This window comes from Luteolibacter luteus, assembly GCF_012913485.1.
GTDB lineage: Bacteria > Verrucomicrobiota > Verrucomicrobiia > Verrucomicrobiales > Akkermansiaceae > Haloferula > Haloferula lutea.
This window is the reverse complement of record NZ_CP051774.1, coordinates 98,873-116,732: the sequence shown is the minus strand read 5'-3', so window position 1 is coordinate 116,732 and position 17,860 is coordinate 98,873. Positions and strand designations below refer to the sequence as shown.

The 17,860-nt window shown below is 63.4% G+C and carries 14 protein-coding genes; 4 read left to right on the top strand and 10 right to left on the bottom strand.

Going from position 1 to position 17,860, the window contains the following annotated elements:
* Positions 1–3: 3 nt before the first annotated feature.
* From HHL09_RS00480 to HHL09_RS00450, 7 genes are all read right to left on the bottom strand, one after another.
* The gene (locus HHL09_RS00480) at positions 4–1,449 is read right to left on the bottom strand and encodes a hypothetical protein (RefSeq protein ID WP_169452543.1); all 1,446 of its coding nucleotides are present in this window, start codon (positions 1,447–1,449) and stop codon (positions 4–6) included.
* Positions 1,450–2,162: 713 nt separating this feature from the next.
* On the bottom strand, positions 2,163–3,662 hold the full coding sequence (locus HHL09_RS00475; RefSeq protein WP_169452542.1) for a tryptophan halogenase family protein: 1,500 nt from the start codon (positions 3,660–3,662) through the stop codon (positions 2,163–2,165).
* A gap of 73 nt (positions 3,663–3,735) precedes the next feature.
* On the bottom strand, positions 3,736–5,019 hold the full coding sequence (locus HHL09_RS00470) for an NAD(P)/FAD-dependent oxidoreductase (RefSeq protein ID WP_169452541.1): 1,284 nt from the start codon (positions 5,017–5,019) through the stop codon (positions 3,736–3,738).
* Positions 5,020–5,036: 17 nt separating this feature from the next.
* Positions 5,037–6,503, bottom strand: a complete 1,467-nt coding sequence (locus HHL09_RS00465) for a cation:proton antiporter (protein WP_169452540.1) — start codon at positions 6,501–6,503, stop codon at positions 5,037–5,039.
* A gap of 21 nt (positions 6,504–6,524) precedes the next feature.
* Positions 6,525–8,084: an NAD(P)/FAD-dependent oxidoreductase gene (locus HHL09_RS00460; protein ID WP_169452539.1), complete on the bottom strand. Its 1,560-nt coding sequence runs from the start codon at positions 8,082–8,084 to the stop codon at positions 6,525–6,527.
* 3 nt (positions 8,085–8,087) lie between these two features.
* Positions 8,088–9,380 (bottom strand): NAD(P)/FAD-dependent oxidoreductase, encoded by a 1,293-nt coding sequence (locus HHL09_RS00455; protein ID WP_169452538.1) that lies wholly within the window; start codon positions 9,378–9,380, stop codon positions 8,088–8,090.
* 280 nt (positions 9,381–9,660) lie between these two features.
* Entirely contained in the window at positions 9,661–9,927 is a 267-nt protein-coding gene (locus HHL09_RS00450; protein ID WP_169452537.1) for a WYL domain-containing protein, read from the bottom strand.
* Positions 9,928–10,158: 231 nt separating this feature from the next.
* Between HHL09_RS00450 and HHL09_RS00445 the strand changes: the two genes are divergently transcribed.
* Positions 10,159–11,631 (top strand): hypothetical protein, encoded by a 1,473-nt coding sequence (locus HHL09_RS00445; RefSeq protein ID WP_169452536.1) that lies wholly within the window; start codon positions 10,159–10,161, stop codon positions 11,629–11,631.
* On the top strand, positions 11,628–12,224 hold the full coding sequence (locus HHL09_RS00440; protein WP_169452535.1) for a hypothetical protein: 597 nt from the start codon (positions 11,628–11,630) through the stop codon (positions 12,222–12,224). Before HHL09_RS00445 ends, HHL09_RS00440 begins: the two co-directional genes overlap by 4 nt.
* A 10-nt stretch (positions 12,225–12,234) precedes the next feature.
* On the opposite strand, the gene HHL09_RS00435 is transcribed toward HHL09_RS00440, so the two are convergent.
* The 3 genes from HHL09_RS00435 to HHL09_RS00425 all read right to left on the bottom strand — a co-directional run bounded on the left by HHL09_RS00435 (position 12,235) and on the right by HHL09_RS00425 (position 15,139).
* A complete protein-coding gene (locus tag HHL09_RS00435) occupies positions 12,235–13,506 on the bottom strand; it encodes a hypothetical protein (protein WP_169452534.1) in 1,272 nt (423 codons plus the stop codon).
* On the bottom strand, positions 13,503–14,714 hold the full coding sequence (locus HHL09_RS00430; RefSeq protein ID WP_169452533.1) for a hypothetical protein: 1,212 nt from the start codon (positions 14,712–14,714) through the stop codon (positions 13,503–13,505). Before HHL09_RS00430 ends, HHL09_RS00435 begins: the two co-directional genes overlap by 4 nt.
* Positions 14,715–14,788: 74 nt before the next feature.
* Complete coding sequence (locus tag HHL09_RS00425) at positions 14,789–15,139, bottom strand: YciI family protein (protein WP_169452532.1); 351 nt, start codon at positions 15,137–15,139, stop codon at positions 14,789–14,791.
* Between the two features lie 168 nt (positions 15,140–15,307).
* On the opposite strand from HHL09_RS00425, the gene HHL09_RS00420 reads away from it, so the two are divergent.
* Both HHL09_RS00420 and HHL09_RS00415 read left to right on the top strand, forming a co-directional pair.
* Entirely contained in the window at positions 15,308–16,519 is a 1,212-nt protein-coding gene (locus HHL09_RS00420; RefSeq protein WP_169452531.1) for a hypothetical protein, read from the top strand.
* Positions 16,503–17,804: a hypothetical protein gene (locus tag HHL09_RS00415; RefSeq protein WP_169452530.1), complete on the top strand. Its 1,302-nt coding sequence runs from the start codon at positions 16,503–16,505 to the stop codon at positions 17,802–17,804. The genes HHL09_RS00420 and HHL09_RS00415 overlap by 17 nt, the downstream gene beginning before the upstream one ends.
* Positions 17,805–17,860 lie beyond the last annotated feature (56 nt).

The following is a 17,860-nucleotide window of genomic DNA, read 5'->3' as shown; positions in this document are numbered from 1 at the left end:
GCTTCAGTTCAGCTTGATGAAGGCCAGCACGGTGTGATCCGGATCGACATCGCCATCGTCGGCAAAGGCACCACCGCTGCCGACGAGGGTCCATTCGCCCTGTCCCGGCCTCAGGACCGTGTGCCAGGAGTTGGAGGAGAAGCGGGGGAAGGTGATGTTCGGTTCCCACCTGCCATCGCGCAGGATGCGATTGTGAACCGTATTGCAGCCATGGATCACGCGGTTCAGCATGAGTCGGATCAGCGGGCCGTTCCCATCGGTGGTGAGCTCGCTATAAAAGCCCGTACCCACGTTTCGCCTTTCAAAGGAAGCTGGCACGGCGAACTCGAGCTGCGAGGGCTTTCCATCGCTAGCGGGGCTGCGCTTTCCAATCTTATACTCGCTGGGATACTCGAGCGGCTTGATGTCTTCGATATCGCTGCTGACCCCCTTCCGGGCCTCGCCGGAGAGTGCACGGATGACTTGTGCCGAGCCATCCTGAAGCCATGACTCCACGGCTGGATTGAGCTCCTTGGCCGCGGTGCCGAGGTCGTGCTGCTGCAGCCAGGCAACAAGCTGGAGCTGATCCACCTGAATGATGCGCATGGAAAGCTGGAAGCTATCTGCCAATGGCTTGTCGCCGGCCGGAGTGTCACCGACGGGCTCGCCGCGGAAGAAGACCAGACGGACGGGACGATCCGGAGCGAGCTGGAGCGGCATATCATACTCGGGGACGTTTCCCTTCGGCACCTTCGCCATGGGCTCCGGGACGTCGTCATCGGCACGCAGGACGAGGTGGACCTTTCCGGCGGCGTAGCTCGGGAAGGTCTTCTTCCGACCGGAATTGCCGGGGCCGAAGGGGTCTCCGGCATCGGGCTTGTCGCGGGGGATCGTCTGTGAATTCCGGATACTGCGAAAGCGCGGGATGAAGATATCGGACGGCTCGCGGGTCGCCTCGGCGAGGATGTCATAGGAACCGTGAGGGAGCATCCGGACAGTATCGGTCTCCGCGCGGACGACCAGTTGTCCCTGCTCGCGGATGGCATCGCCTTGGAGCGTGTAGCCCAGATTCCGCGTTTCGAAAGAAGTCGCTTGCTGCCATTCATCGCGTTCTTTCGCGGGCTCGTATTCGGTGGCGTAGATTTGCTCGATGGTGGTCGAGTTCGTGAACTCGCTGCCGACGATGCCGGCACTGAGGGCGGAGTGATCGAGGACCGCCTTGTCCGCGGCGATCCACTCCTGGGCGGCGGCACGGAGTTGCTCGGCGCCCTTCTCCACGGAGTGTTCCTCCAGCCAGGCATCGAGGAGATCGGAGGGAACGAGGATGTGTTCTTCCAAGGTGAGGAAGGATGCCCCGGCATCGGCAAGCGGGGCCTTCCTTGCAGTCTCCTTCAGGAAGGGGTTTTCCTCCTGCGCGGGGCACAGCGATGCGGCCGCGAACGTGAGGAGCAGGGATGAGATGGTTTTCATGATTTGCGACGGAGCGGGTTCAAACTCCGGTGCCGATCCTGCCTGAAGATGAAGAGTCCTGTGCCAAAGCGCGATGAAGGGTGTGCAAAAGTTCTGCAAAACGAGAGCGATGAAGGGGAGAGGGGACCTTGGATCGCTTCCCTGTTCTGCCTGTTATAACATGAAAATTAACAGGAGGGTGAAGGGTGCCGGAGGAGCTTTGGGGAGTGTTTGAAGAAGGTGATTCATCGGGAGGAGTATCGGGTGAATGGCGGGATGGGTTCTACTGCCGGATGGAGGCTTTCCCGCGTGAGATTTGGAAGGCAAAGTGCCGAGTGATCAGTGATCGGTGATCAGTGGAAAGGCAGTTTGAGCGAGACGCGAGATGGCGCGGAAGGGCGCAGGATCGTTGAGGGGGGAGAACGAACCGGGGAGGCGCGGAGGTCGCAGAGGAGGAGGAATCTCCGGAGAGGGGAACGCAAGGACGTCTCTTGCGGGGGCTCTCAAAGGGGGATGTCCAAGGGGGGCTTCTGGAAAGAAGCCCGTCCGCCTTACGACGCTTTGAAAGGAGCCACGCCGATTGGAGTCGCTTATGGAACTTTGAAGAGCGCTATTCCGGTGGGGAAGTAGCGCTCATGGTGGTGCGCGGATTGGCCCTTGTGGATCGTGGCTGGTCCTCGTGGTGAACGGGATGGCCGCTATTGGTGGATAGCGGCCATCGCTTGGGTCCGGGACTAGTTGGCGGGGTCGCCGTTCCAGCGCCAGCCGGGGTGCTTGACGTAGGCGAGTGCTTCTTCGCAGCGGATGCCCTTGGTGGCTTCCCGGGCGAATTGCTGCTTGTGGCGCGCCCAAGTCTCCAGTTCGCGCTGTGATGGCTGGTGACGCTTCTTGTAGGGCACCTGGTTGCCGACCATCATGACGAGGAAGCCTTCGAGGCCGAAGTCGCTCTCGGTCCGCGGCATGCGGTAGCGGCAGAAGCCGGTGGGGCCGTTCTCCTGATAGAACTCGATGAAGTCCGCGATGCCGGAGACATCGGTGTCCTCGCGCGCGTGCTTCCAGAAGGGCGTGTCGAGCATGCCGTTGAACTTGTAGTGCAGCGAAAGGAAGTGACGGATGTCTTCCCAGCTCGAGTAGGTCAGATCATTGTAGAGATTCCGCATGGTCGGCGTGGGCTCCAGTGAGCTGTGCAGGAGAAAATCCACGAGGGTCTGGACGTGAGCGCAGAGGATCATGATCGCCGTGGATTCCAATGGCTCGACAAAGCCGCCGGAGTTCCCGAAGGCCACGACGTTATCGACCCACTGGCGGCGGTAGTGGCCGGAGCGGAAATTGACGATCCTCGGTTCCACCTTTGCCTTCGGGTTCTTCCTCTGGAACTCGGCGGCGGCCTCATCATCGGAGATGAACTCCGGGCAGTAGACGTAGCCACGGTTGATCAGGTGCTCGTGATCGATGCGCCATGCCCAGCCCGCGTCCATGGTCTCGGCGGTGGTGTAAGGAAGGATCGGTTCGTCCGGGCCGCGCTCCCAGCCGCCGATCACGGCCTTGCTGCAGAAGAGTGATTTGTCGAAGCTGATGAAGGGTTCCTCCAGTGCCTTCCCCAGCAACTCGCTGCGGAAGCCGCTGGCATCGACGAAGAGATCCGCGGTGAGGCGGCGTCCGTCTTCGAGGTGCACCGCCTCGATCCCCGAAGGTCCGCGCTCGCTGCCGGTCACCTTGCCATCGGTCACTTCCACGCCTTCTTCCTTCGCGACGATCTCCAGGATCTCGATGAACTTCTTGTTCTCGATGTGGAAGGCATGCCAACCGTGGATCTCCGGGCTGCCGTCGGCTTGGCGGGGGAAGGCGAGGTCACGGCGCATCAGCGCGCCAGGCAGGCTCGCGTCATTGAAATCATCGTCGCAATAGTAGCCGGTCGGCTTGTCGAGATCCCCGTAGTGGGAATCAAGCTGGAGATTGAAGGTGTAGTCGAAGCTGCCGCGGGAGCCCCACAGGAAGCGGATGCCGAGCTTCCATGTCGGCTGGGCCAGCGCATAGAAGCGCTTCCGGGAGATCCCGAGGTAGTCGAAGAGATGGCGCGGGAAATTGGGAGTGGTGCTTTCACCAACGCCGATCACGCCGATCGCGGGGCTGCGCACCACGGTCACGCGGAGCTGGGGGATCTTGCGCTTGATCGAAATCGCCGCGATGAAGCCAGCGCTTCCGCCACCGAGAACCAAAACATTCTGAATCATTGGGTTTAGCTTTTAATGTTCGATGGGATGCTTGAGTGGGGGGGACAATGGGTTTTGGCGTCACCGGAGTGGCTCAGCCGATCGCGTAGTCCTTCGGGTCGAAGCCCCTCGGGTTCTTGCAGACAAAGTCGAGGAGCTTCCTGCTGTAAGGGCGCTCGGTGTAGGCACCGCAGCACATCGCGGCGAAGTGACGATCCACGTGGCGATTGAAGATCTTCATCAGCGGGCCGGGGATCATCTTCATGAAGCTCTCGCCGGTGGCGTAGGCGGCCATCATCTGGCCATTGTAGAACTTCTCGATGAGCTCCTGCCACGCGGTGAGACGCCCGCGCATCTCGCTTTCGTAAGTGGCGAGCAGGGTGTCCCAGCGGTTGCCGCCTTCCGCTTGGATCAGGTCTGCGAGGCATTCACCGCTGCGCAGCGCGATCCACATGCCCGGCGAGAGCATGGGATCGACAAACCCGAAGGCATCGCCCACGGCAGCCCAGCCGGGACCATAGGCGCGATCGCTGATGAGCTGGTAGTTCGAGTAGATGGGGACCTCCGAGATCCGCTTCCGATCCGGGCCGGCGGCGGAGAGGATGGGATCGCGCGCGATGGCGGCTTCGAGTCGCTCCCCGGGAGTCGCTCCGAAGGAGTTCAGGATCTCGCGCGGGATCACCACGCCGACGGACATGCAATCCTTCAGCGGGATCTGCCAGCTCCAGCCCCCGAAGGCGGTGCGGGAGATGATGATCTGTCCGGGTGGTCCGGGATGCTTCCAGCCGGCGTAGTGGGCGAAGTGGGCCGCATCCTTCCGCGGGCCGGTCTTCACGGGGATCTTCAGCAGCTTCGCCACCGTGCGGCGGCGGCCGGTGGCGTCCACGATGAGATCCGGCTGCTCTCCCTGCCACTCCGGGACGAGGGCCAGCGTGGCATCATCGAGGATGACCTCGCGGTTGCTGCCTTCCGGCGCGACGAGGATGGTGGCTTCTTTTTCGATCCAGCGCGTCTCGCTACGGCGCGCGCGGTTCTCAATGATCTGGTCGAACTGCGGTCGCGGCAGATTGTAGGAGTAGGCGGGCAGGATTCCTTCGATCGAGCGGAAGCTCAGCTGGATCGGGCTCTCGCTTCCGAAGGAGAAGGTGGCACCCGGCTTGTGCTGGGCGAGGGCCGCGACCGCGTCCTCGATGCCGAGGCGGCGCATCACCGGAACGAGGGCCGGGATGCCGGATTCGCCCACGATCATGTCGGGACGCTTGCCGCCATTGAAGAGGGTCACGTCCACACCCTTGTCGGCGAGAAGGGCCGACAAGATCGAGCCGGAAGGGCCGCTGCCGATGACTGCGATGCGGGTGCGGGGAGGAGAGGAACTCATGGGCGGGCGTGCGCTTTCTAGGAGCGCGCGAGGCCATCCGGCGCTTCATCGCGGACGGGCATGCGCTGGAAAAGTGACAGGAGCGGACCGGTCATCGCCGTAGTGACGAGGGCCATGATCACGAGCATGGCGAAGATGCGCGGCGAGAGGATGCCGAGATCGTAGCCGATATTCAGCGCGATCAGCTCCATGAGGCCGCGGGTATTCATCAGCGCACCGAGCTGGAGCGAATCCCGCCAGCTCATGCCGGTGAAGCGTGCGGTGAGGGCGCTGCCGCCGAGCTTGCCCGCGGTGGCGACGGCGATGATGCCGAGGCAGATGAGCCAGCCGCCGAGGTCATTGAGCAAGCCGATCTGGGTGCGCAGGCCGGTGAAGGCGAAGAAGAGCGGAAGCAGCAGGACGGTGCTGAAATTCTCCACGCGCACGGCCAGCTTGTGGCGGAAGCCTGCGATCTCCGGCATGATGGCACCGGCGAGGAAGGAGCCGAAGAGCGCGTGGATGCCCACCGTCTCCGTGCAGAGCGCGGCGATGAGCACGGCACAGATGGTGATGGCGAGCGTGCGCTTGGATGGCTCGGGGCGCTCGAGTTCTTCCTTTCCGAAGAGGCGAGGCAGCAGCGGCCTGAGGCCCCAGATCATCGCGGCGATGAAAAGGACGACGAGCCCGAGATTCAGGGCGGAGCCGATCACGCTGGTGGACCCGGCGATGGCGACGACGAAGGCAAGGGCGCTCCAGGCGGTGACGTCATCGACCGCCGCGCAGGTCACCGCGGTATTCCCCAGATAGCTTTTGGCCATGCCGCGCTCCTGGAGGATGCGTGCGAGCACCGGAAAGGCGGTGATGCTCATGGAGATGCCCATGAAGAGGGCGAAGGCGGTGAAATTCGTGCCGGGCTGGGCCAAACTACTATAAAGGAAGTAGGCGAGCACCACACCGAGGAAGTAGGGAGCCACGATGCTGGCGTGGCTGACGACCACGGCGGTGTGCGCCTTGTTCCGCACCTGACGGACGTCCAGCTCCATCCCCACGGTGAACATGAAGAGACAGACGCCGATCTGGCTGAGCAGTTTCAACGTGCCCAAGGAGGTCTGGGGGAAGACGAACTGGAAGATATCCGGCGAAACCCAGCCGAGCAGGGAGGGCCCCAGCAGGATGCCCGCCATCATTTCGCCGACCACGGCGGGCTGGCCGAACTTCGTGAAGAGCCCGCCGACCAAACGTGAGGCGCTGATGATGACCAGCAGCTGGATGAAGAGGTGGCTGAGCGGGTGATCGAGATTCGTGCGGAGCGTGGACCACATGGCACCGAGCGCGGAGCCGGATGCCGGGACCGCTGCGGCGACGTGGGGCTTCGCCGCCTCTGCCGCGAGGGTCGCTTCCGTGTGGACGGGACCGGGCAGATGCGCGCCGAGCTTCACGACGCCCAGGATGCCGCCGCCCACGATGAGCAGCATGACGAGGTAGAAGATGGTATTTCGATTCATCCAGAAAAGGGGGGAAGAGGATCAAGAGGTGGCTTCGACCTTCGTGGCGCTGGGCAGCGCGTCGCGGTCGTCCGGGGTGAACCAGGTGTAGAAGCCTTCGGTGAGCTCGAGTTTCGCCCACTCCGCGAGCATCCCGAAGAGCCGGAACATATCGCGGCGCTCCAAGGTGAAGCCGGGGATCAGGCAGCGCATCTCCTTGTTCTTCCGGCCGAGCAGGCCGTGCTTGCGGCGGCGCTTCGCGATCGCGGCGAAGCGGCGGTTGTAGCAGCTCATCAGCGCGGAGAAGATCCGGCCGCTGGGCGGGGAGAAGGGCGGCATGGTCAGCGACATCACGCCCTCCGAGAAGGGAGGGATGACCACGCCCCAGTAGTAGAGGCTGAGGTCGAGCTTGAAGGCCAGGCTCATGAGATCGAACTCCGCCATGTAGTGATACTTGTCCTTGTAGACGGACTCGAACCAGCGGCGGTGGCAGACGGAGAAATCGCGGTTGTGCTTTTCGATCAGCGGACCCATCGCCTCGCCCTTCCGCTGCTGCGTGATGAGGTGGGCGGCGCTGGTGGTGGAGAAGGAAATCCAATCCATGCCGGGGCTGTAGAAGGGGTCCATGAAAGCGGCGGCATCGCCGACGAGCACGAAGCCATCTCCGGAGAAAGTGGTGCTGTAGTATGCCAGATTCCGCCGCCAGTGGACGTCTTCTTCATCGTAGGTCGCGTCGGCCAGAAGTTCGCGCGCCACGGGGTGGTCCATGAGGAAATCCTTCAGGCGGTCCGCCACCTTGCCGCCTTCCGGCCAATCGACGATGCGTTGGTCGAAGACCACGCCGACGCTGGTATCGCCGCCCTTCAGCGGGATCCACCAGCTCCACCAGCCATCGCCGATGATGTGATTCGTGGCGGTGCCGCGCACGCCGTAGACATCCTTTGCCCACTCGGGATATTTCTCCGCGAGCTCGCGGCCATCCCAGTCTTTCAGCCCGCGCCAGCGCGACCATGCGGCGGCAGTGGGGTGTTCGTGATTGCGGACCCACCAGCCGTTTTTCCGGGCGAGGATGGCGGCCACGCCGGAAGCATCCACGACCCAGCGGGCCTTCACGGTGCGGACTTCTCCGCCGTGCTTCAGCTCGATGCCTTGCAGGCCGCCGGAGACGAGCTCGACATTCCGGATGGTGGCGGGACGGAGGATCTCGGCGCCGGCTTCACCCGCGCGGCGCAGCACCTCTTCATCGAAGGTCTGGCGGTCGAGCTGGTACGAGGGGAGGCGTACTTGATACTTCGCGCCGAGCTCGCTGGCCTGGGAGATATTCTCCACCTTGTCATTCCGGAACCAGAAGCGCAGGCCCTGCTTGCAGATGTGGTTCTCGTTGAGATAGCGGGTCAGGCCGAGGACGCGGCCCATGAAGTAGGCGCTGACTTCCACGGTGGCCTCGCCCACGCGGCGGCCGAGCATTTCGGTGCGCTCGATGATGAGCAGGCGCAGGCCCGGATTCTGGCGGAGCAGGAGCGTGGCGGTGGCTGCACCCGAGAGGGCGCCGCCGAGCACGACCACATCGTATTCATCGGCTGGAGGGGTGGTATCGATCATCAATCAGAGAGCGGTGGAGACCTGCGGGGCGGCCTGGCGCGCGGGGTCCGAGAAGTCGATCTTCTGGACGATGGCCTTTCGCCGGTGGATGGTGCAGACGGCGTAGAAGAGCCAGACGTGGAGGCGGAGCCGCCAGCCCATGCGCGTATTGCCCGCGACGAGATTGTTCACGGCCCACTCCATGCCTTTCGGCGGATGGGCATCCATGAAGACCTCGAAGGAGGCATTGTCGTAGAACATCTTGATCATGTTCAGGAAGACCTGGCACATCTCCCCGACCTTCTTCGTGTAGCGCTTTTGCGCGCGCGGCGAGAGGGCTGTGCCCTTCGCATCCGCGGCCACCACTTCCTTCGCCGCGGCATGGCCGGAGCGGATGGCGAGCATGACGCCGGAGGAAAAGATCGGGTCGATGAAGCCCGCCGCATCTCCGATGAGCAGCCAGCGGGGCCCCGCATTCTGGAGATGCCGGTAGGTGTAGTCGCCCGCGAAGTTGTATTCGTTCACGCGCTCGGCCCCGGCCATGCGGCGCTGGAGTTCGGTGGTGGTGGCGACGACGTGCTCGAAGCACTCGGCGGGCGTCATGCCGGTGGATTTGAAGTGTTCCAGCGTCTGGACGAGACCGATGGATGTTTTCTCCGCATCCAGCGGGATCATCCAGAACCAGCCGAAGTCGAGCCGCACGATGGTGATGTGGCCGTGGTAGGGCGCATCATTCCGCTGCACGCCGCGGAAGTGGGCGAAGGTGGCGAATTTTTTTGGCAGGCCGAGATCTGTCTTCGGTAGCTGCATCTGGCGGCCGAGGAAGGCATCGCGTCCGCTGGCATCGAGGATCCAGCGCGCGTTGAGTTCGTGGATCACGCCGTCTTTCTGGCAGGTCACGCGCACGCCATCGCCGGTGATCGAGGCGGAGGTGACCTTGGTTTCCTGCCACACTTCGCAGCCGAGCGAGGCGGAGTTTTCGAGCAAGAGGTGATCGAACTTCGCGCGCTCCACCTGGAAGGTCTGGGCATAGCCGGAGGCGAGGTAGCGGCCGAAGATGATATTGATCGCGGCCTTCGAGTTCCCGAGGACGAACTCGGCGCCGAGCTTTTCCATGAAGCCCTGCTTCACCATCTTGTCCCATGCTCCGATCTCGCGAAGCACGTCATTGCCGTAGGGGATGAGTGACTCGCCGACGTGAAAGCGGGGGAATCGTTCGCGCTCGAGGACGAGGACTTTCTTGCCTGCTTGGGCCAGCACGCTCGCAGCGGTACTACCGCCGGGGCCGCCGCCGATGATGATCGCGTCGTAAGGCATTTCGTGGACGTGAGGGAGGGAATGATCTGTTAGAAAACCCGCCGGTGAAGACGGGTGACCATTGACCTAAATGCCCGGCAGAGAGGGTCGAGGCGTTTTATAATGAGATTGCAAAACGCAATGCCAAACGGAAGGGACCTTCTCCGATCTCGATTCCTGCCGCGCTACTTCCTTGAAATCAGGGGGCTTATGACGCGTGGGGGAAAACCCCATGGAGCACTGCTCCGCCGGTGCTTGGGGCACCGGGTGGAACGAAAGGTGAAGCCGCTCCCACCGAGGCTCAGGCTTCGCGGCGACGCCAGCCGCCGCGATTGTCCGGGACCTCCATGGGGAAGTCATCGCGCAGCGGGAAGCGATCCTCGCGGGTCACGAGATCGCGAAGCTCGGCGAAGCGGAAAAAGCGCCATGCCTGCCGCTCGAGGCACCAGCCAGCGAGGACCCATGCCTTCGAGCACTTTGCCTGGAGCAGGCCGTAGGGTTCGATGGTGAAGGTCTTGTCCTTGCAAACGAAGGATACGATGCGGCGGCCATTGATGGCGGAACGCAAGGATCGGATGTCTGCAAAGGCTCGGCGACGAGGAGGCACGCGGAGGAGAGTAACGGACTCGTCAAGGGGGCTTGAAGGAAAGCAGCCGGTCTAACAGAAGTGAAGGCGGGGCTCGCCGCGAAGAGGCGCGGAGGGGTGCCAGGATTTGAAAGGCGAGGGGGCGGAGGATAGGCGGTGGGGTCCGAAGTTTCCCCTAGCTTCCGGATCGCGGTAGACATAGAAGCGGAGTTTATGAAGAGGCCGCTAATCCTCCTGGGCAGTCATCTCTTATGTCTCGGTGCCGGGGCGTGGTATGTGCGTGCGGATGCACGGCAAGGAGAGGAGGCACGGCATGCGGCGGCGACGAAAACGGGTGAGCGGACAGAAAGCAGGCCGAGCTTGGAGAATAGCGCGAACCGGATGGCCCATGAGGCGGCGGAGGCGGTGACCAAGAAGCTGGATAATGCGGCGGTGAAGGCGGCGGCGGACAGGCTTTCGCCAGCGGATGGTGAGAAGCGTGCGCGTGAGCTGGCGGCAGATGAAGAGTCCTATGGCCCGCCACCGCGCGAGGAATTGGCCGCGGCATTCCTGGCGTGGTTCCTGGGCGATCCGATGGCGGCGCTGGATTTTCTTTTCAAGGATGGCATGGATCCGGGGAAGGATGCGGTGCTGAAGCAATTGGTCGCGGGGCTTTCGGCGGAGGAGCACCTGAAGCTCATCCAAGCGCGCAAGAGCGGGGGCATCCTTACTTTCCGACTCGGGCAACTCCTTGTCGCGAAGCTGGGCGAGATGGATCCGGCCGCGGCTGCCGCGATCGTCATCGAGGCGAGGAAAGAGGATAATGGAAGGAATGCAGACATCCTCCGGGCGATCACGCAAGGCTGGCCGGCAGGTCAGGCGGACCGGTATGTGGAGATGGCTCTGGCTGCGGGGGATGATGCTTCATTCCTGCTCCAATCCTTCCTCGGGAATTTGGGGAATCCGCGCCGTGCGAGCGAGCTGCTGGTGGCGATCAAGGGGCGGACGGATTTGCCGGAGGACTTTACGCGGAAGCTTGAGGAGCAGAAGGAGTTGGTGGGCCATCTTTATCGCTACGCCGATCCTTCGGTGCCGCTCGACGAGCGGATCGCGCAGATGAGGAATCTGTCATGGCTGAGCGAGGCGACGCCGGAGGCGCTGCGCGAGGGTGCGCTGAAGCAGATCTCGACGGTGGATATCAATGAGCTGATGAAGTCCGGGCCGGACTATCGCTATGCCTTCCGTCATGGGGCGATGAGCGCGGAGGAGGTGCTAGAGGCGGTGAAGAAGACCTTCCCGGAGCTAGCGGCGGCATCCGATTTCGAGACGCGGGTCCGGGTTTACAATGAGCTGGCTTCCGAGGATGCGAATGCGGCTTATGCCCTCCTTTCGCAACTGCCGCAGGAGGAGAGGAACCTAGCGGTGATCCATCAGGCGCGCTGGTCTTTCCGTGACAATAGCCCGGAGACTTTTTACTCGATGATCAGCCTGGCACCCGGGCCGGATAGCGCGGAGGCGGCACCGCAGCGGGAAGATGCGTGGAGCAACTACGGACAGATGGCGTATCGCGAGTATGGCGATGGCTATGTGGAGTGGCTCCGCACGATGCCGGCCGGTGTGAATCGGGATGCGGCCTACAGCAGCTTCGCGAAGACCGCGGAGAGGATGGGTAGGAAAGATTTGGTGAAGGAATTCTCAGCCCCGTGACCGCGATGGACTCCACGAAATTTCGCAAGGCCCTGCCATGGATCGCCACTCACGCGGTGGCCTTGGCCGCGGGGATCTGGTTCTTCCGGCCCGATGTGGAAGCGTCGACGATGGGCAAGGCGGATGCGCCGGCCGCGATCGCGAGCGCAGGTGCAGGAGACGCGGACCGTGCCAAGGTCTCGGGAAAGGCTCCGGCACGGCCTGCCCATGAGGGGCCGCAGGCGAGCGTGCATCGCCTGGCGTGGAAGGCGCTGGCGTATGAGGGGCTCGACCGGCCTGAGCGCTTGAAGGCGAGCACAGAGATCCTGAAGCAGTGGATCAAGGAAGACTGGGAGGCGGCGCTGGATACGGTGATGAAAGAGACGCCGGATGACTACGAGCTGCTGGTGAATTTCCAGGATGTCTTCCGGAGGGAGCCCGCGGTGATGTGGTCGATCATCGAGAGCAAGCGCTATGGCGTCTCGACGGTGAGCTTGAAGGGAAGATGGTTGGTTGCGATCAGGGGCTTGGATGAAGCGAAGCGCGGGGAGGTGATGGATGCTCTGCCGGAGTCGGGGCGGAAGGCGGTCGAGGAGAAGGTGAAGGACGGGTGATGGGGATGTCCTACTTGTCGAGCATGGCCCGATCGCTCTCGGGGAGGCTTTCGATCCATGCCTTTGCTTCGCCGGCGTTCGACTCCGTCCACATCCTCCGCATGGTGCGGAGGGCGGTGCCGCGTTGGCCGGGGTCTTCGATCATGCCGATGTAGCCTAGTGCCTTGTCACGCTCTCCGGCGGAGACGAAGTGGCGCACGCTTTCCTGGTAGAAGGCATCCCGCGTGGGGCCGGGTTGGAGGTCCTCCAGCCAGGCACGCATTCCCTCGCGATGGAGGATGAGCTTTTGTCCGAGCATTTCCCACATGCGTTCCGGGATGTCTTGCCCGTCCGGATGGCGGGCCATCCAGGTGTCCATGCTCTCGCGTAGCTTTTCCTCCGGCACGGCTTCCAGCACGCTCATTTCGAGATCCGCTTTTTTCGCCGCGGTGGTATCGAGGCCATCGATGTACTCGAAGCCTTTCGTGTAATCCATCAGGCCGAGGCTATTGGCTTGTCCCATCTCGATCGCGTCGCGCGCTTCCTCGTCGGCTCCGGCGGCGAATTCCGCCAGCTGCGCGAGCTTCGCCTCGTCGTGTTCCTGGACGGCACTGGCGGCGGCGAACCGGAGGATGTCCTTCTTCTCGTCCTTATCGAGATGGGGGACTTCGGTGAGCGCCTTTTCCGGCTCCGTGCGCATCAGCTGATAGAGGAAATTCTTGCGGAGCAGGACCCTGTGCTCTTTCGCGTAGTCGGAGAGTTCGCCCTCGCGGAGCCATCTCAATGCGGCATCCGGATCCTTCGCGCCCCATGCCTGGTAGGCTTCCACGGCCAAGGCCCATTCGTCGACCCGCAGCGAAGCACCTTCGATCGCGGCGGGACCATCCCTGACAGCCCATGCTTCGATTATGCGCAAGCGGTCGCCGTAATTGCGGGAGCTCGCGGTGGCCTCCCGGAAAAAGTCGCCGAGTTCCTCGTTGCTCAATTGAGCCAGCAGCGCGGCGATCTCGCGGTCCGTTTCCAGATCATACATGACCGGCCGGGTACCGCCGAGCTCCAGCACCTGGGCCTTGATGCGCGCCACCTGCTTGGCGCGTTCTTCTTTCGAGGGCGCTTGGGTTTCCTTCCCGGTAATCTCTGACAATCCGGGATCCGTGGTTTTCACCGCCTGCGATTCGAGGGCGGGCGCCGAAAGTGTCTCGCGCGAAGTACGACCGATGCCGTAGCCCGCAAGCGCCGTGAGGCCGATCGCGGCGATGGCGATTCCCGCGCGACGGGGAAGGGTGGAAGGGGCCGCTTTCATTCGGTGGGTGCAGCTTGGGTGATGGTAGCGGCGACCTTCGGATCCGCGGACATCAGCCATTGGGCGGCTTCCGCGGGCTTCGCTCGGGACCAGATCTCATAGCTGCGCCGCAGCCCCGCGGCCTGCCGCTGTCCTGAAATGGGGCGGGTGAAGGGATCACTGGTGGCGAAGCTCTGCAGGTGGCGCGTGATGGCTTCCGCCAGCTCTGCGTCCGGGCCGCGGGACTTCAGCCACTCCATGGCATCCTGCGGTCGCACTTCGACCCACTCTCTCCAGACGTAAGCCTGTTGTCCGGGGTTCGATTCTTCCGGGTGCTCCTTCATCCACGCCAATGCCTCGGCGGGCAGCCGCGCGCCCCAGCGTTTCAGGGTGTAGTCGCGCACGCTGTCCTGCTGCGGCTTGTCCGGGATCAGCTCGCTCAGTCCGGCGAGACCCGATTCCGGATCAAAGCCGCACCAGCTTCTTGCGAACAGGTCCCGGAGCCTCTTGCGCTCGTCGTTGGGAAGAGTGTCGAGAATGCGCCGGAATTCCGCACGGGAGTCCCCGGTTTCCACCATCAGCGCGGGAAGGTAAGCAAGGATCCTGGCCCGCACGTCCTTGCCGAGATGGGTGGCTTTCTCCAAGGCGATGGCGGGTTCCTCTTTCAAGAGGAGCTCGGCGAGCATCCCGTTCATGCCAAGTTGAGCAGCGAGTTCGCCATTCTTTTCCTGCCAACGCTGGGCGGCTTCCGGATCGCGCTGCACCCAGGTCCACAGCGCGGAACTACCGAGAGCTTGCTCGCCCTTGTGAGCCGCGACCGCGGCCATCGCTTCTTCGGGATCGAGCTCCGCCCAGCGGGCATAGAGCATTTCCTTGAGCAGCCGGGTGGAAAACTTCGCGTCCGTGGCAGCGATGAGTTGCAGGGCTTCCTTTACCTGCGGGATGCTGAGGCTGCGGATCTTCTCCCACTCCTCAAGGCGCTGCCATTGGTAAAAGTGCTCCGTGTCGAGCTGGCACAGGCGGGCGATCTCCGCGGGGAGATCGAGTGGCTGCCTTGCATCGCGTGAGGGCGGCGTGCCGGGACCCGCATGGGCGGGCGGCTGTTTAGGCAGGGTAGCCGCGACTTGTGAAGCCGGGCTCGGGCCTTTCCCAAGTCCGTAGGCCATCCATCCGGCGAGACCTGCGAGGACCGCGACGGAGACGGGGTAGAGACCGGGAAAGCGACTCATGGATGAGATAATCCATCCGAGCGCCTACCATGAGTCGAGCGTGCTTTTCCAGAAGCGGCGTTGAGAAAGTCCGGCTATTCCGGTGCTTCATGGAACTCCCGGACCTCGATGGGGGCGCGGCAAGCGAGCGCGGCCTTGCGGCCCCACTCCACGGCTTCGTCCATGTCCTCCGCCTCCAGCACCCAGAATCCGCAGGCGTGTTCCTTGCCCTGGAGATAGGAGCCCTCGGTGACGCTCACCGTGCCATCGGGCTGCGCGCGCAGGGACCGTGCCGTGCTGGCATGGTGCAGGCCGCCGACGAAGACGCGGATGCCGGCGGCGATCATCTCCTCATTGAGTTCATCGATCGCGCGATCCATCGCTTCGTCCTCGGTGGCGGGATCGAAGTCATCGGCGTGGTGAACGGTGACCAGGTATTCTTTCATGGCGTCTTCCAGTGGATGGTTTCCGGGCGGGCGATGTGCCTGCCTTCAGGATAACGACGGACGGGAGGGCGGCAACGGGACATTGGATGCGGGGAATTATGGGGTGCGGGAAAATGCGGCCTGCTTGACGCTTGGGGGGCATGTTCGTTATGGGATGAAGACTTATCGATGCCCTCGTCTTTGCGCTATCTCGCCTTTCTTCTGGGCGGTGCCATCCTCTCCGGCTGGGCGGGCTATTCGCTGCGGGAGCGGAAGGCAAATCCGGAGGCGATTTCTTCATCGGGCCAAGGTGCCACGAGGTCGGCTGTGCGAGATGACGACCGTTCGCGGGATGCGGTGGAGGACTTTCCCGCGCAGATCCGCCGGATGATGGCGGAGACGACGAAGGCTCCTCAGCACGCGACTTTGATTCCCGCTTGGGACAAGATCCGCGGCTTTGACCTGGCACAGTTGGACGAGGCCATGCTCATCGCCGGGGATCCGCTGGAAGGTAGCGGGAGAAATGTGGTGGCGGTGATGCTGCTTTCTCGCTGGGCGCAGTTGGATCCGCAGGCGGCACTCGCCTCGATTGCGGAGCGGGAGGAGAGTAGCGTGAAGGAGGTCGTGCTCGGTGGCGTGCTGGGCACTTGGATGGAGAATGATCCGGACGCTGCTTACCAATGGGCCACGGCGAATGTGAAGAAGTCACCATGGCTGAGACCGGAGTCCCTGCGCGCCACGGCGATGCTGGCCGATCCCGCGGAGGTGGCGCTGGAGAAATCCAAGCGGATGCCGGAAGGAGTGCGCCGGGAGTTGATCGGCATCCTCGCGCGCTCGATGGCGGGCAGTGCGGAGGAGCGCGAGCGCTGCTTTGCGATGCTGGAGGGAATGAGCAGCTCCGAGCGCTCGGTGGCGGCCCAAGCAATGATGCGGGCCACGGCAAGCTCCTCGCCGCAGGCCGCGCTGGAGCTGATGGAGAGCTTGCCGCTGGAACCCCAGGCTTTGGCCGCGGAGCGCTCCGCGAGCTTGCAGAGATTCAGTGGCGAGAAGCCCGCGGAGGCCGTGGCATGGCTGGAGGCGCACCCGGATGCCGGCAACGAGAAAGAACGCGGCATCGCTTTCAACCGGTGGATCGAAAGGGACGAGGCGGCGGCCACGGAATGGCTGGATGCCCATGAGAACCCGCGACGGGTGCTCGCTGATGCGGTGACGGGCGTGAATCTGGAGATGCTGGCGAATCGCTCGGGCGAAGATTGGCGCAATCACCAGGGCAAGCGGCTGCGTTCCTTCTACGATCGCTGGGAAAAGCAGGATCCCGATGCCGCCGCGCGCTGGCTGGGAAGCGCCGCCCCGGACGTCGCGAACTACATCACCCGGGAGGATCATGGAGACGAGCAGTAAGCGGATCACGATCCTGCGCAGTGGAATCGCGCTGGGTGTCTTCGCGCTATCGGGATGGCTCGGCTATGCCTTCGTGCCGGAGGCGGCGGGAGTATCCGGAGAGCGCCCGATGAAAGCGGGTGCCGGGGATTCGCCCGGGATGTCTCGGGCAAAGCGCGGCTTTCTTTCAGCAAAGGAGGGTTCGCCGGCCGATGAGTCGCCCGAGGCACGCGCGCGCCGCGTCGCGGAGGTGAAGCAGAAGCTGAAGGACCTGTGGCGCGCTTCACCGTCCAGCGGGTTGAACTGGGATCTGGACCAGGAGACCCACCGCATGCTCGCGACGCTGGCTCCGGAGGAGCTGGAAGCTTTCTTCAAGGAACTGCCGAACACGGGAACCGGGCTGCCTGCCCACTTCATGCTGCGCCTGGAGGTGCTGAAAGCCTGGGCGGTGAAGGACGGGCCTGCCGCGATCGAGAGATGTGTTTCCGGAGGGCGGATGGATTTCTTCTGCCGCTCCCTCGCCATCGGTGCCTGGGGTGAGGCGGATGCGGAGGCGGCGCTCGCTTGGCTGAAGCGGGATGATCTGCCGGAGTCGGTCGTGAAGCACCGGCAGATGATGCTTTCGAACCTGGTGAGCAATCTTTCCCGATCCGACTTTGATCGCGCGGCGAAGGAGCTTTCCATGCTGAGCGAAGGGGACCGGGATTCGATGATCTCGCGATTGGTCAGCGAGGGCTTTGAACAGGGAGCGGTTATCGATGGCCTGCTCGAGATGGCCCGCCGGGGCGTCCCGGAGGGAAAGGTGAGCGAAGCGGACGAGGAGATCCTATCCACCGAAGCGCGCCGCGATCCGGAGGCTGCCGTGGCACGACTGGCCGCACTTGAGAATATCGATGCCGGGGAGCGGGCGAGGCTGGATCTGGTGATCCTGAATTCCGAAACCGACAAGGGAAAGGCCTTCCAGGATTGGCTCGCGCGGAATCCCGATCTCGAGTCGATCCCCGAAGCGGCGTGGAGCACCCTTTCCATCGCGATCACGAGTGATGCAGGCAAGGTCGCGGAATGGCTGGGGAAGATGCCGGAAGGCGGCTTTCGCGATGAGTTCTACGAGCGCGCGATCCGTGGTTTCGCCAGCCTGCGGAACTTCGATGACGCGGTGCACTTTAGTTCACGCATCTCGGATCCTGCCATTCGGGCCGATGCCCTCCGTGCTCTGGATGCCGTGTGGAAGAGCACGGATGCGGGTGCCGCGGGAGAGTGGCGCAAGTCTTTGCCGAAGGCGGATCGCGAGGCCCTGGGGGAGTGAAGGGGGGGGGTGGCCCTGATCGCCTGAAACAGCTCATGCCGCGCCCTGGGGGGGAC

What these genes read in the sequence shown, in the direction of transcription:
- HHL09_RS00480 (WP_169452543.1), bottom strand. Translation starts at nt 1,449, where the DNA reads ATGAAAACCATCTCATCCCTGCTCCTCACGTTCGCGGCCGCATCGCTG.
- HHL09_RS00475 (WP_169452542.1), bottom strand. Translation starts at nt 3,662, where the DNA reads ATGATTCAGAATGTTTTGGTTCTCGGTGGCGGAAGCGCTGGCTTCATC.
- HHL09_RS00470 (WP_169452541.1), bottom strand. Translation starts at nt 5,019, where the DNA reads ATGAGTTCCTCTCCTCCCCGCACCCGCATCGCAGTCATCGGCAGCGGC.
- HHL09_RS00465 (WP_169452540.1), bottom strand. Translation starts at nt 6,503, where the DNA reads ATGAATCGAAATACCATCTTCTACCTCGTCATGCTGCTCATCGTGGGC.
- HHL09_RS00460 (WP_169452539.1), bottom strand. Translation starts at nt 8,084, where the DNA reads ATGATCGATACCACCCCTCCAGCCGATGAATACGATGTGGTCGTGCTC.
- HHL09_RS00455 (WP_169452538.1), bottom strand. Translation starts at nt 9,380, where the DNA reads ATGCCTTACGACGCGATCATCATCGGCGGCGGCCCCGGCGGTAGTACC.
- HHL09_RS00445 (WP_169452536.1), top strand. Translation starts at nt 10,159, where the DNA reads ATGAAGAGGCCGCTAATCCTCCTGGGCAGTCATCTCTTATGTCTCGGT.
- HHL09_RS00435 (WP_169452534.1), bottom strand. Translation starts at nt 13,506, where the DNA reads ATGAAAGCGGCCCCTTCCACCCTTCCCCGTCGCGCGGGAATCGCCATC.
- HHL09_RS00430 (WP_169452533.1), bottom strand. Translation starts at nt 14,714, where the DNA reads ATGAGTCGCTTTCCCGGTCTCTACCCCGTCTCCGTCGCGGTCCTCGCA.
- HHL09_RS00425 (WP_169452532.1), bottom strand. Translation starts at nt 15,139, where the DNA reads ATGAAAGAATACCTGGTCACCGTTCACCACGCCGATGACTTCGATCCC.
- HHL09_RS00420 (WP_169452531.1), top strand. Translation starts at nt 15,308, where the DNA reads ATGCCCTCGTCTTTGCGCTATCTCGCCTTTCTTCTGGGCGGTGCCATC.
- HHL09_RS00415 (WP_169452530.1), top strand. Translation starts at nt 16,503, where the DNA reads ATGGAGACGAGCAGTAAGCGGATCACGATCCTGCGCAGTGGAATCGCG.